This is a genomic window from Butyrivibrio sp. VCB2006 (assembly GCF_000420945.1).
Taxonomy (GTDB): Bacteria; Bacillota; Clostridia; order Lachnospirales; family Lachnospiraceae; genus Butyrivibrio.
In genome coordinates this window covers 159,303-174,459 of the sequence record NZ_ATVX01000009.1, presented here as the reverse complement: position 1 = coordinate 174,459, position 15,157 = coordinate 159,303, and the positions used below count along the sequence as shown (strand labels likewise).

Genomic DNA, 15,157 nt, shown 5'->3' with positions numbered 1-15,157 from the left:
GGCAAAATGGGCAGCATAATCATCTATCCAAAACGAAGCCAGAGTCTGGCGACTCTGCCATTGAATAAAGTGCGCTAATGCGCACAAATATCCTTGATCTGCTTGACTACAGAATAACTGTCAGGAAATATCAGTCAACCCCAACGCCGCTCCGCGGTGCGCTTGGCGCAGGGTTGACAGTTATTTCCTGGCAGTTATAGTAGTCAACAAGCAGACCAAGGATAAATATGATGGATACAACCATCGACAAAGTAAAAAGGTGATCACTGTTTATGTGACCACCTTTTCGTTTGATGTTATTTTGTTTGTTTTGCCTGTCTACTTGACAGACCCCAGATCAATTTGTTCCAGCATCCTCTTTTTCCATGGTTATTTACACAACAAATAGACGGATGGAAATCCGCCTGCTGAGCACGTGTAAAATCTATAGCTTTATGCTACTCTATATAGGAAACCTCTGAAGATTCTTGCAGACTGGTATCTATCTCGATGCCGATCTGGTCTAATGGGTACAAGATTTCTTGATATGATGGTTTCCAAATCAGGTGGCGATGTAATACCGCGGTAAAATTTTCTGCACATGTGAGCTGCAACCGAGAAGTTAGCTCTGTATATATATTTTCTTTGCTTTTTCTTAATGACTACGTGCGAGGTAATCATTTCTGCAAAGTTATACATTGTAAGATGTGCATAGATTTCTTGCTGTATGCATTCCACCTTTTTTGAATGAAAATCAAGCATTCCCATGGTGTATTTCAAATCCCTGAAAGATGTTTCAATTCCCCATCTTGAAGCATAGAGTTTCTTTATTTCCCCAGGAGGATATTTTTCGGAAGGAAGATTGGTTATGATTGTTTCGTAGGTATCTTCCGACAGAGGAAATCTCACAATTCTGAATGATAGCTTGTAAAAACTTGTCGGTTCCGATTTCCTGTTTTTTATTGGGAGATAATCAAAAACTTTAGTTGTAGATATAAACTTATAGTGATTTTTATCTTTTAATAGTTCCTTAACCTCATTTGTCTGTTTTCTAGTTAGATTCAATTCAATATTCACATCATAGGAACTGGCATCTGGTAATATTAACCCTTGTTTTATACCGGTGGGGCCATCTTTTATTCTGAAAAGAAAGTACCATCCTTTTTCCTGGATGTGCGAAAGATTGTTGTAACTCTCATATCCCCTATCTGCCATCAAGAGAGCATTATGTAATGGCGATCTGTCTACCATCTCTGTAAGAGCCACATCCTCATTTTCAAATTTTGCTTTTTGTATAACCGCATCCAGATAAAGTTGATGTTTAATGTCATATAGGGCGTTTAAATGAACCATGTTGTATGGCTTCTGCCCATTTGTCCCAGGAAAAAACGAATCAGCATCGGTAGGGTCTGTTGGAATCTGAATCTTTGATCCATCGACCGCCAAAATAGGTAAATCAGCCTTGAAAGAATCAAAAAGTTTCTTTGAAAAGAGGCGGAATACAGTCTCAAAAGCCTCAACAGATACCTTACACCGTTGCTGACAAAATGCTGATGATGTCGGCGTTTCTGAACTGTCGTTAAAGAAATCCACCAATTCATTTGTGATACTCCCACTTCCCATGCCAATAATTCCAGCAATAATTTTTTCCATAGTTAGCTTCCTTTTTCTTGAAAAGTTCTTCTCGGAATCGACACAGAATGACTTGGCATTAGCTGAAACTAGCTTTATTTGTGCAACCAATAGATTCTTTACTTGTTTTGGGTTCATGTGCACCTCCTTGAAATTGAGAATTATGCTTACAATTTCAAGGGCCGCTTTCGCTACCTCTAAATATAATCAGTAGCGAAAGCGGCCGCACTTTTCAGCCCTACTGTCAACTGTTTTTTCAGAAAAAAAGACCCCTATACCATTTCTGGTATAAGAGTCTTATTGTCGTCGCCCTTAACTTAATGACATTGTGCAGAGATGCGGTGGAGCTTTTTTATTGAGAAATTCAGTTATATAGAAGCATTTATCGATTTGTTATTCATTTTTTAGCGAATATTTACATAATAGTGTTAGAATTAAGTAGGAGTTATCTTATAGTAAAGGTAATAAATTTGGTGGGTGTATTTTGGACATAAAGTGGATCTTTAAATCTATGAGCATAGTTGTTTTTTTCCTGGTAATCTCTATGTGTATCTTTTTGATGCCTGTTTCTGCATCAACAGATTCCCAAGCTACCGAATTTACAATTGGTGTGCCTGTAGACAGATGTCCTATGTTTTACATTGACAGCGATTCCGGTGAAATCGTAGGAATCGGAGTAGATCTCATGAAATCAGCCGCTAAGGAAGCTGGTTTTGAGGTCGTATTCAAAGCCATAAGTGAACCTAATCTTAAAGAAGCTCTTGATAATACTGAGTATGACTTGGTTATGCCCTTTGGCAGTGCTGTTACAAGCGCATCTGGGGACGCAACCATCGTATCAGAAAATCTCATACAAACCCCATTTACCATTGTCAATACTGGTAAACAGTCTATTTCTGACATAAGTGCCATTAGAATCGGAATGTTAAAATCACAGGGCGGGGTCACTGAAACTGTAAAACAGTTATACCCTGGAATAACGATAATCCTTTACGATTCCATGGCTGACTGCATTAAGGCGCTTAGAAAAAACGAAGTAGATGCACTTTTGCATAACTCATATACTTGGAGCTATGTGCTTCAAAAACCATCCTATAAGGATCTTAAAGTACAGCCTTCTGCCATGTTTTCAATGGATTTTCGTGCCGGCACGCTTGATACCGCAGAGGGAAGAAAACGCATTGAACTTATAAATGAAGGAATTACAGCTATTCCTGAAACCAAAAAGCAGGCTATAGCCCTTGATTACACTACTAGAGATCTATATGTGTACTCTTTCTGGGATTACCTGTATCAATATAAGTATTTCCTTATTGTCGGGACTATTCTTTTTATTGCGCTTGTTATTATGATTGTCTTAAGACAGAAATCATATTTCGAAGAACAGAAGGAAAAGATGCGACTAATGGAGGATATCGATCCTCTCACCGGCGTACTTAGTCACAATGGTTTCAGGAAAAAGGTTGAGGAACTCCTTATCAATAACCCAGATACGGCATATACGATATCGTATAACAACATAAAGGACTTCAAGTTTATCAACGACAGCTTTGGATGGAAAGTGGGAGATGAGCTGCTAAAGTTCTGGACAGAGAGAAGTCTTGAAATTCTTACGGATAAAGAGGCCATTGGAAGGTATGATGGAGACCACTTTGTAATTCTTCGCTGCATGGGTGGCAATGAGCAGATTCTTCAGGATGAAAAATATGTTCTAGCCCCTGTCCGTAATTACTTAAAAGATCGCGGCAAAGACTTCATTGTAAGGTTATGCACCGGCATATATGTTCTTATGCCGGATGACTATAAGGATATAAACGTAGATAAGATGCTCGACTATGCCCGTATTGCCGAGAGAAAAGTAAGAGAAACCAAGAAAGAAGGATTTGAGTTTTATAATCCAACGCAGTGGGACAGAGGTAAGCAAAGCGCAGGAATAGTAAGCCGTCTTCCTGCAGCTATTGAGTCAGGGGAAATACAGGTATGGTATCAGCCACAGGTAAACTATAAGACAGGAAAGATAACAGGTGCAGAGGCTCTTTGCCGGTGGAACAGTAAAAAGAATGGGAATATTTCTCCTGGAGAATTTATTCCTATTCTTGAGGAGACAGGGCTCATCTACGATCTTGATTGTCATGTGTGGGACACTGTATGCAAAGACTTAAGACGTTGGAATGAACAGGGTAGAGATATTTGTGTGTCTGTAAACCTTTCAAGACAAGATATTGTAAAGAACCCCGATGTGGCAGAGCATTTTAATACTTTAAAAGAGTTCTATAACCTGTCGTCAAAGCAGCTTCGTATTGAGATAACGGAAAGCGCATATGTTGAGAACTCAGATGTCATCATAAAGACCACCACTAAGCTTCGGGAGGCTGGCTTTGAAGTTGAGATGGACGATTTCGGTAGCGGATACTCATCACTAAATATGTTAAAAGAAGTAGTTTTAGATCGAATTAAGCTTGATCTTCGATTCATCACAGGCTCTGGAGATCAAAAGATGGGGCGGACGATACTTAGCTACATGGTTCAGATGCTCCAAGCTATTGGAACCTCCCTCATTGCAGAGGGCGTGGAGACATTGGAACAGGCAGATTTCCTCGGAAGCCTTGGATGTGAGGAAATGCAGGGGTATTACTTCTACAAGCCCATGCCGGTAGATGAGTTTGAGAAACTTGATGGATTTGAAAAGAAATCAGATTTGAAATAATGTACGAATGGTTTAACAGGCAAAAGTAAAATTGGTGCCCTAACATAGAGTTTAGGGCACCTTTTTTGTGATGGCCATAGGAAGATGACAAACGCAAGGCATCTTCGCATGTTGAGCAGTCCTTTTTATGACCCTTCTGAATTGCTAGGATTATATCATCAGGAAGTAAAGTTTCTTTATAGTTTTTGTTAGAGAAAGGTAGGAAACTGCTATGAAATATGCCGTATTAGACCTCGAAATGTGCATGGTTCCTAAGGGAATCAGGAAATATGGGTATAAATATCGCCAAGAGACTATCCAGATTGGTGCGGTTCTTCTTGATGATAATTATGAAGTCATAGATGAGTTCAATACTTATGTTAAACCTGAATATGGCTGGATTGATGACTTTATTGAGAAGCTGACAGGGATATCTCAGCACGATGTAGCAGATGCTCCTTCTTTTGAGGAAGCTTTGGAGGCATTCCTAGATTGGTTGCCAGCTGACGATGTGAGATGTGTGTCCTGGAGTGATTCAGATCCAAAGCAGATAATACATGAAGCTTTTGCAAAGGGGATAGAGGATGATCGCTTGGATATTATCTTTGCAAACTGGATTGACTGCCAAAAAACATTTGGGCAGAAGATGGATAGGAAGAAGTCTTACAGCCTTGAAGATGCGCTCTTTATTTCAAACATTGCTCCTGAAGGCAGAGCACATAATGGCCTTGTAGACGCGGCTAATACAGCAACTCTTTTTACTAAGCTGGAGACAGAACCAGATTACAGACTTAACGAATGGTACGAGACAGCTAGAAAGGAAGATGTTGATCATCTGAGTTTTTGTATAGGAGATCTGTTTGCTGGGCTAGTATTGGCATGATAGAGCCATACAGGAAATTTATTGTTATTTAGGAATTGTGTTGTCGGTATCATGATACAATTATTGTGATATGTTATGAACTATATTAAATGACTATGGATATAAAAAATATCCTAGTCACGAAGGGTTTCAATATATGAGAGAAACAATCGCATTTGCCCCAGGCCTTAACGGCCAGGAACTGATAAAGAGTCTTGCAATGCACGGCAAGAACTGCATCAATCTGCGCATTTGTAATGCTGGAGAGCTTGCTCGCATAGCCCTAATGCGTTCTGGAATTTCTATTAAAGAGGACTTTATAGATTCTGATGAGGAGACGACTCTTGTTGCCAAGGCTGTAGAGGGTGAGAGCTACTTTGAAAGGCCCTCATACTCAGATATCAAGGAGCTTGCTTCAGCCATAAGGCGTATGAGGAGTCTTGTTTCTGATGCCAATGAAGGCAAGGTAATTGAAGATACCCTCAGTAAAGGCATCTTTACTGGGAAAAATGCAGCTCTGATCAGTGTATATAAGAAATACATGGATCTGTTGGCGTCCCAAAAGGTTGTGGATGCCATTACTCTTGAGCGTAGAGCAGCAATGAACTGTGATCCGATAGATGCCGACTTTATTACGTTGGAGGAATGTCCGCTGACGCCTCTGGATGAAGCTCTTTTGACAAAAGTTTCAAGTGGAAAGTATCAGCAGAAGGATATCTGTAGTCTGTTTGATAAGTCGGATTCTGGGACTAAAATCTCGAGCTTCAAGAATTGTTATGGTGCGCCCAATGAAGTGGAGACCATCATTACAGAGGTTTATGATGGCAAGAAGCTTGATGAATGTACTGTGGCTGTGACAGATGTAGCAACCTATGCGCAGCTTTTCTTTGACTATGCGCTTCTATATGACATCCCCGTGACTTTCGGATGCGGGATTCCTATCGTTAACTCTAACCCGGCAAAGCTCCTGTCTCTGTACTATAACTGGATGACCAGGGGCTTCTTTGGTGCTGCAGCAATCAATGAGATGCTTGGCAGTGCTTCTTTTAACAGATCCAAGTTATATGACATGTTCCCGGAAGCCGGGGAGGGCTTTAGCTGGAGAGTGTTCTACGAGACTCTGGGGAGCCTTAAGCTTACTAATGATAAAAAGACAAATGATGAGAAGATAGCTGCTCTTAAGAACACTACTGATGAGAAAAAGAAGCAGGTGATCCCTTGTCTTGAAGTTGTGGCAAATGAGCTGGCACTTCCGGTGGAAGAGTTTATCTCCAAATATTCCTATATCCGCACTGGAACTGACAAGAACAAAGATGCCCTTCTCATGAGTCTGGATATAGCAGCATCAGCAACCATCTACGGCGAACTTAGTACGATTCATAAGGCGGGGATAGAGCAGGATACTGAAGGTCTGATCCTTTCTATTCTTAAGAATAATGTCTGCTCGCAAAGGAGCGAGGCCGGAAAGATTCATGTGACGAGTATCAGTGGGGCTGTTTCTGCTGTCAGAAAGAATCTGTACATTGCAGGGCTGTCTGCGTCCAAATATCCCGGATCGCCAAGAGAGAATTACCTTCTCCTGGATTCTGACCTTAAGCTCTTTGGTACTGGAGCGGATTTCCTGACTGCTGATGGAAAGATTCTTAGGAAACGAGAGAGCCTTCTTAAGCTGGCAAGTCTTGCTTCGGCTTTGGGTTCAGATATCCATGTGTCATACGCAGGGCTAAATGTTTCTGACCTTAAGCGCGATAACGCATCGTCACTACTCTTTGAACTGTTCCGTCAGGAGCATGGAGCTGATGCTACGGCAAAAGAACTTGAGGCAGTAGTAGAGAAGGTTACTTACTTTGCACCAGCTGTTTCTGTTACCAGAAAAGTTGGTGATGCATACGATAAAGGACTAAAGATTTCAATGGGCACGGATAATTCCGAGGTGGCCCTTAACTTCGGCTGGAACCTTGAAAATGAATATTCACCGACCGCTCTTGATACTTTCTTTAGCTGTCCGAGAAGGTTCCTTCTTAGTTATATTCTTGGTATACCTGAGCCTGAAGATGATGACCCGTTTGAGATCATATCTGCAGCCGAAAGTGGTTCCATGGCCCATGCTCTGATGGAAGAGCTTGGCAATTCCACCATTACCGGTGACGAATTCCAGAAGATGTCCGAAAGCTCTTTTGACAGCTTTATATCTGAGAATCCGCCACTGATCAGCGGTAAGGTTGAAGCTGAAAAAGAACAGTTCCTGGAAATGATGGAGACTGCCTATGAAATGGATCCTCACAGAGAAGTAGTTCTGGAGGAAGAGGACGTGCACTGCGTTCATGAGAGTGGAGTTAAGATTCATGGATTCCCGGACCGTGTCGAAAAACTGGATGACGGCACCTGCCTTATCGTGGACTTTAAGACCGGCCGTAGCGTTAAACACGTTCAGGACGACATCGAGACCTGCCTTCAGGTACTCATATATGCCTACCTTATGGAGAAGAAGGGGCTTAAGATCTCAGGCGGGGAATACAGATATATCCGTTTGGGAGAAACTGTGGCTTGTAAGTATGATGATGAAATGAAGAATGCCCTGCTTGAGAGGCTGAATTCTTTTAAGGAAGCCATGGTTAATGGAGAATTTCCGGTGCCTGATCCAGAGGAGATTAAGGATAAGAACCCTTGCAAGTATTGCAAATATGGCAACATATGCGGCAAGAGCTCCGCAGAAAGCGAGGTGTGATCTATGGGGAATCCTAAGTCAAACCTTGAGATAGATTCTTTATCCAGAAACAGGATCATATCTGAAATAGATACTAATTTCTTTGTTGAAGCCGGCGCAGGATCCGGTAAGACGACTATGCTTGTAAGCCGCATGGTTGCTATGGTTGAGGCTGGTATTGATATTGGCAGGATATGCGCCATTACCTTCACAAAAGCAGCTGCCGGAGAGTTCTACGACAGGTTCCAAAGGGCACTTATTGAGCGCAGTAACCCTGCTTTTGTCTGGAAGGATAAGGGCTTTGCAGGACAGCTTCCGGCTCCGACAGATGAGACCAGGGCAAGGTGTGAAAAAGCTCTTCAGAACATTGATCTGTGCTTCATGGGGACCATTGACTCTTTTTGTGGAATGGTCTTGTCTGAGCATCCTTCTGAGGCCGGCATTCCTTCAGATTCAACGATAGTTTCTGACGTGGATGTTGAGACAATATATAAACAGCAGTATGTGAAGATCTGTGATGGTGAGTACGGAAAAGAGATACAGGACCTGGCCAAGGGCTTCCGCTCAGTCAACAGGTCTGCAGAGGAGGTGTTTGTAAAGGGAATGCAGCTTCTTATGGACAACCGGAACGTGCATTTCAATTACAAAGAGATCACTTCTTTTGACATGGATAAAGAATATGGTAATCAGAGAACCGAGATAATAAGAGCCGTAAAGTGCCTTAAGGATCACCCTGAAGTCATGTATGACGGCAAAAAGGAAAGCAGAGAAGCATGGGCAAAAATTGAATCCATTTATAATGTGCTTAAACGAAAGTGGTCTAATGACTTTACCGGTATACTTAGTGCGCTTAAGGATCTGAAAGATATTCGAACAATTCCTGGTGCAGTTGATGATTTTGGAGCTTCTCTTGGAGGACTCTTTGAACCCGGCGGAGCTAAGGGCAAGTGGCTTGAATGTTCTGTTGGTCAGGAAGAAGGTTTGTTTGTAAAGGCCGGTGAGCTTAAGTACAACATTTCCATGACTTTTTTGAATAGATGCATTCCAATCATTGAGCAGGCTATGCTGGAAAAGGGATGCCTTACCTACTTTGACTATCTCTTTTACCTGAGGAATATGCTCAAGAAGGATGCTGAGAAGGATGGAAAGCTCATCAATTACATCTATGAGCGTCATAGCTATTTCCTGATCGATGAGTTCCAGGACACAAATCCTATGCAGGCGGAAGTGTTCTTTTATCTGACGGCAAAAAAGCCTGTGCCTCAGTGGAGAGACTGCGAGCCCAAGCCGGGATCTCTTTTCATAGTTGGTGACCCCAAGCAGTCCATTTACAGGTTCAGAAGCGCGGATGTTACGTCGTTCCTGAATGTGAAGAAGCTGTTTGAGAAGAATGGCGGTGCGATAGCAATGCTGTCCAGAAACTTCAGGTCTACACGGGCTTTGTGCACGTACTATAACAAGGTCTTTTCTGAGATGCTGCCTGAAGAGACTGATGATCAGAGTAAGTTCGAGGAGATTCCTCTTCCCGAAGAGATAAATGGCGAGTTCCAGGGCATATATTCGTATAAGGCATATACGGGACAGGCGGCCAAGGATAATCCGGATGAGGCAGATCCGGTCAAGATTGCTGACATGATAGAGCGGCTTGTAGGAAGGCCGGAGTATCTCGTATCCACCGATGGTGATGATGCACCGAGGCCTATCAAGTACAGCGATATCATGATCATTACTGGTGCAAAGAAAGGGCTTGCGCCTATTGGTGCTGAACTTAGTTCAAGAGAGATTCCGACTAAGGTTGAGGGTTCTGTTCCCTTCGGAGAGAATGAGGCGCTTCGGGAGATTCTGCTGATCTATACTGCTGTGGCAGATCCTGAGGACAAGATTGCCCTTTATGGCGCGCTGAGCGGTAAGGTTCTGGGAATATCGAAACAAGATATTATGGAGTTCCGATCTAAGGGCGGAGTTCTTGCACTGAATTATGCAAAAGAGCTTTCGGACCAGACGGAAGCCGTGCAGAAGGTAAAAGAGAAGCTGGAGATGCTGAAGGACTTGAGCAGGGAAGCGCAGAGACTGTCGCCGGCAGCTCTTTTCTCCAGAATAATGGATGAATTCAAGGTATATGAGGTGGTGGAAGCTGATAATCTTGAAGTAGTCTATTACACGCTGGAGCTTATCAGGAATGCAGAAAAGTCCGGAGAGGTTGTGACCTTGAAGGACGGAGCAGCTCTTTTGTCTGAGCTGATTGCCGGGGAGTCCGATGAAGAGAGATGCCTTAGCTTAAATGACAGCAAGGACTGTGTTCATATGGCGAATCTTCATAAGGTGAAAGGTCTGGAAGCGCCAATTGTAATACTGGCGGCTTCGTCTGGTAAGTCTTTTGGCTCCACATCCAGGTTTGTTCATGGAGAGAAAGGTTCGGAAGGCTATGTGTTCTCTCTAGGTGAGAAACTTGATAATGGAGGCACCTGGAAATACTTTGAAACTAGTAGCTTTGCTGATGAGAAGGCGGCTGAGGATGCTTCGCTGAAGGCTGAGGGGCAAAGGCTCGTTTATGTTGCAGCAACCAGAGCCCGTAATGTGCTGATCATCTGCAACAGTGTTTACTTAAGAGGCGGGAACGAAGTGCAGGATTGTAAGTGGAAAGACTTGCTTGCTTCAGTAGATGGCGATATCTTCTCGGTTCTGACTGAGCCTACAGAAAAGGGAAAGACGGATGTACAGGTTGCCGACGCTGCGAAGCTCTATGAGGAAGCCCAGGAAGGATGTGCTCTTAATGATAGAGATTCTGAGACCGGCACTTATACTATTGAGAATCCGAGCAGATTGGAGCTGAAATCAAAGCTTGCTGATAAAGATGAGGCCCAGAGTACAGTTGCAGTAGATAATAATGAGGCTTCGAGTACTGATTCGTTAAAGGGCAAAGATGCGAAACCGACTGTTGATGCAGGCTCTCGTGGCGGGATGGCGGCTCTTACTGGAACCATGGTCCACAAACTCATGGAAATGATGGTTTCCACTAGGAATAAGCTTGATGTTTCCGATGCCATTATGGAGATAATCCGAGAGTACAGAACAGCTGAGTTTGAGCCATATGAGAAGGTTATTGCAAAGAGGCTGACGGCTGTAGCAGAACATATGAGATCTGGCGGCTATGCCCAGACAAACGGTCTTCCACAGGATATATTGAATACGCTTATTGGTGCAGATGAAGTATACTGTGAGGTTCCTTTCTGCTATAGGGATGATTCTGATGGACTTGTTATTTGGAACGGAATCATGGACGTAATCTACTCCAAGGATGGCCAGTGGCATATCGTAGATTACAAGACCAATGCTGACGGAAGTGATCTGGATACGAAGTACCAGGCACAGTTATCTGCATATATCAAGGCATTCAAGGAGACAACCGGAGAAGACGCAGATGCTCTGACGTATCATATAGATGTGTGATGAAACCATGAACATAAAAATGCACATGACCATGGCTTATCATTTAAGAGGATGAGACAGTTCTTTTAAAAGAAAGGAGCCAGACATATGTTGACAGATAGTTTTGTTTTGAAGGACAAAGACGGAAATGTTCTTAAGGAAAAGATGATGGTTCAGCACCTCAAAGTGTTCCTCGACGAGAGGGGAATTGGTGAGGACGATGTCTATTACATCAGGTCAGATGTTTCTGGAAATGAGTTTAAAGTCACAGCAAAGACTACTCAGGAAGAGTGGCGTGAGTATGCGGATGGTTGTCTAAGGCTTTTGGACTGATAAAGAGTATTGAATAACTTTGGGAGACTGTCATGATCAAAGTATATGGTACTGAAACAAAAAAGATGTTGAATCTGTTGATATTGGACGTCCTGCGGAGATATTCTGATGCGGAGCATCCCTTGACGCAGCAGGCAATCATCAGGATTCTCAGGTCTGACTATGGAGTTGAGAAGATTGACCGCCGCTCTGTTAAGGCGAATGTCCTGTCTTTAGTGGACATGGGTTATGAGATATCCATGGAAGAGGGTAACGGATATTACCTCATCAGCAGGGAGTTTGAGGATGCTGAACTGCGTCTGCTCATCGATTCTGTGCTTTTTTCCAAGACCATTTCAGATGCCTATGCCAAAAGACTCATCGAAAAGCTGAAGTCCTTCGGCAACATATATTTTGATATGCGTGTTTCTCATGTTAAGCCGACGCCGACCATGAACCGCACTGATAATAAGCAGGTTCTCTACAACGTCAGCGCCATTGACGAGGCAATTGATAATAAGAAAAAAATCTCTTTTCACTACTGTAAGTATGGTCTGGATTTCAAGATGCATGACCTTGGCAGGAACTATGTGGTAAATCCATATCAGATGGTGGCTTCCGCAGGGCATTATTATCTTTTAGGAAACTTCGATAAATACGATGATATCGCTTATTACAGAATCGATAAGATGACAAACGTCATGATCCTTGATGAGAAGGTCAAGCCGCAAAAGGATGTAAACGGCCTGGAAGGGCAGCTTAACCTTTCCAAGCATATGGCAGAACATATCTATATGTTCTGCGGTGAGACGCTGAATGTAACGTTAAAGACCACTCCTAATATGATGGATGTACTTGTAGACTGGTTTGGCAAGGATTTCAAGATCCTAAAAAGCACTGAAGATGATCTGGAAATTATGGTAAGAAGTAATGAGAACGCCATTTTCTGCTGGGCCCTTCAGTACGGACCATACGTGGAAGTATTATCTCCGCCAAGTCTAAGAGAAGAACTGGCAAAAGAGATCAAGAAGATGAGCCAAAAGTACGGTAAGAAAGTTTAATAAGACAGGAGGTATGGCATATGTGGACAGATGAATTTAGGCTGATTGATAATGAAGGTAATGAGAGATCGAAGAAACAAATATTTGGACATATATGGAGTGCATTTAATGAGATTAAGAGCACTGAGGAGATAACATACCCATGGAAGGTAACCTCTGAAATAGCTAAGGATGATTTTATTATTGATGAGAATACCACACAACAGGACTGGCGAGATTATGCTGAATGGTGTGCGAGACTGCAATGATATGCCTTGCGTGTCGGAGTAACACCACCAATAAAATCAAGTATTAAGTGACCTGGAAGAGCCTCGAATGGGGCTCTTTTTAATGTGCAAATTTTTGTACCATCCGTCTGATACTATGAAGGTGAAAAGAAGGAAAAGCGTGATTCAGACGGAGGTACAAGGATGAATTTTTATAGTGCCATTGTGACTTATAAGGCTATGAGCCTTCCATTTGGCTGTGATGAGGATCGCAAGCTTACTTATACGCCATCTAGCGAAGAAGAAAAACGAAGCTTTAATACTAAGCTCAGGAATATGAACGGAATCTTCAGTAACAAAGATGGGCACGAAGATCCGTTTTCTCTTTTGGTGTACTCGGCAAGAGCTGAGGAATTGAAGGTCGTCTTTTCTGTGGATCTTAATAAGTATTCAATGAAGAATTTTAAGAAGAAGATCACTGGCTATCTGACAGAGCACTTTGATGTTGATGATATTTCTTTTTCCGAAGTCAGGGAGATAACCGTTCATGAGTTTAATATTATGATCAACAAGGCGCCTTTTTATGAGCTGTTGAACAGTTCCTATGACACCATTTCAGAATTGGGGACTGATTACTTCAATGAAAGAGCCTTCAGTATAAAAGAAAAGCTGATGGATGGGAAGAAATGGAACCTTTCAAAAGCGAAAGAGGAAGCCACCAAGATACTGGCAGATAAGTCGTTGGTCGAAGAGATTGAGAGAATTTATTCTGACAGGAATGAAAAGAAATATTACGGAAACCCGGTGCACTACAAGGTTTCAGCGTCAAATATGGATTCAGCTAATGGTATGGTTGATGTTCTGGTCAACGCTTTGAGATCCAACAACAGACTTCTGGGAAACAGAGTGAATAAGATCTATGAGATTACAGAGGGCTGCTACGACGAAGATGAGTTTGTTCACACCGTTGATCATGCTCAAGGTGGAGTCGTTGTGATAGATATGTCCGGCACTGAGGAAGACCATGGAAGTTATGCATCTGCATATCATGAAGTCATACATTTTTTTGACAAGCAGATTGAGAAGTATCAGGTAAACACCCTGTTTATCTTTGTTGAGCTCACTGAAAATCCAGGGTTTTCAAAGGCTCTAATGAGTACAATCCAGGAAGATGTTGATATAGTTGAGCTAAGAGAAGGAACGGTAAATCGCGACCTTGCTGCTGATTTTATTAAGAAACAGATGAAGGAAAAGGGAATGAAGGTCACTGATGCTGATATTGACGTAGCGCTGCCTGATAAGCAGCTCTTTTCCGTAGGAGAGGCATACTCAACAATCAACAAGATTTATAAGGATAGTCTCAAGAAGATGCATTACCTGGCTTATGAAAAGGTCAACTACTATGACGTCAAGGAGAAGAAGTGCGAGATTGAGCCATATAAAGAGCTTATGGGCATGATTGGCCTCACAGAGGTCAAGAAGACTGTTAATGATATTTTGAATTCAGCAAAGGTCAGAAAGATTAGAAGCGAGATGGGAATGGACAACTACAAGCCTTCTATGCACATGATCTTTACCGGAAATCCGGGCACTGCTAAGACGACGGTTGCCAGGCTGCTGGCAGACATCTTATATAAGGAAGAAGTGATGGATGGAAATAGATTCGTTGAGTGTGGACGTGCGGACCTTGTTGGAAAGTATGTAGGCTGGACGGCCAAGACCGTGAGGGCTAAGTTCAGGGAGGCTAAGGGAGGCATTCTTTTCATCGATGAGGCTTATGCATTGGTAGATGACAGCAACAGCTTTGGGGACGAGGCTATAAATACCATTGTCCAAGAGATGGAGAATCATAGGGATGATGTAATCGTGATTTTTGCTGGATATCCTGAGAAGATGAAAGCTTTCCTGGATAAGAATGAAGGCCTGAGAAGCAGAATAGCGTTTCATATCGATTTCCCAGATTATAAGGCGGAGGAACTGGGCCAGATTCTGGACCTTATGGCTGGTAAGAAGGGATATTCTCTTGCGGATGGTGCATCAGATAAGTGCATGGAGATATTCCGTAATGCATCCCAGAAGAAGGAATTTGGTAATGGCAGGTTTGTAAGGACACTTCTTGAGCAGACAGAGATGGCTCAGGCTGGAAGAATAATGGCGGAGAATGCAGGAAAGACGATCGACAGAGAAGCGCTCAAGGTGTTGAAGGCAGAGGACTTTGAGGTCAATGCCGGAAAGGTGGGGAAAGACGAGAAGAAGATAGGGTTTGGAGTATAAAGGAGGGAA

9 protein-coding genes are annotated in these 15,157 nt (G+C 42.7%); 8 read left to right on the top strand and 1 reads right to left on the bottom strand.

The genetic code is table 11. From position 1 onward, the window contains the following. Positions 1–432: 432 nt before the first annotated feature. A complete protein-coding gene (locus tag G613_RS18695; protein WP_029232647.1) occupies positions 433–1,749 on the bottom strand; it encodes an IS4 family transposase in 1,317 nt (438 codons plus the stop codon). 373 nt (positions 1,750–2,122) lie between these two features. On the opposite strand from G613_RS18695, the gene G613_RS0110800 reads away from it, so the two are divergent. The 8 genes from G613_RS0110800 (at position 2,123) to G613_RS18690 (ending at position 15,148) form a co-directional block, all read left to right on the top strand. Further along, the gene (locus G613_RS0110800; protein ID WP_029674838.1) at positions 2,123–4,318 is read left to right on the top strand and encodes an EAL domain-containing protein; all 2,196 of its coding nucleotides are present in this window, start codon (positions 2,123–2,125) and stop codon (positions 4,316–4,318) included. Between the two features lie 211 nt (positions 4,319–4,529). Then, a complete protein-coding gene (locus G613_RS0110795) occupies positions 4,530–5,180 on the top strand; it encodes a 3'-5' exonuclease (RefSeq protein WP_029232645.1) in 651 nt (216 codons plus the stop codon). 136 nt (positions 5,181–5,316) lie between these two features. Then, positions 5,317–7,887 (top strand): PD-(D/E)XK nuclease family protein, encoded by a 2,571-nt coding sequence (locus G613_RS0110790; protein WP_029232644.1) that lies wholly within the window; start codon positions 5,317–5,319, stop codon positions 7,885–7,887. Between the two features lie 3 nt (positions 7,888–7,890). Continuing rightward, entirely contained in the window at positions 7,891–11,316 is a 3,426-nt protein-coding gene (locus G613_RS0110785; protein WP_029232643.1) for a UvrD-helicase domain-containing protein, read from the top strand. Positions 11,317–11,403: 87 nt separating this feature from the next. Further along, on the top strand, positions 11,404–11,628 hold the full coding sequence (locus G613_RS0110780) for a hypothetical protein (protein WP_029232642.1): 225 nt from the start codon (positions 11,404–11,406) through the stop codon (positions 11,626–11,628). A gap of 32 nt (positions 11,629–11,660) precedes the next feature. After that, positions 11,661–12,668: a helix-turn-helix transcriptional regulator gene (locus G613_RS0110775; protein ID WP_029674837.1), complete on the top strand. Its 1,008-nt coding sequence runs from the start codon at positions 11,661–11,663 to the stop codon at positions 12,666–12,668. 20 nt (positions 12,669–12,688) lie between these two features. Continuing rightward, positions 12,689–12,916 (top strand): hypothetical protein, encoded by a 228-nt coding sequence (locus G613_RS0110770; protein WP_029232640.1) that lies wholly within the window; start codon positions 12,689–12,691, stop codon positions 12,914–12,916. A gap of 162 nt (positions 12,917–13,078) precedes the next feature. Then, positions 13,079–15,148: an AAA family ATPase gene (locus G613_RS18690; RefSeq protein WP_029232639.1), complete on the top strand. Its 2,070-nt coding sequence runs from the start codon at positions 13,079–13,081 to the stop codon at positions 15,146–15,148. Positions 15,149–15,157 lie beyond the last annotated feature (9 nt).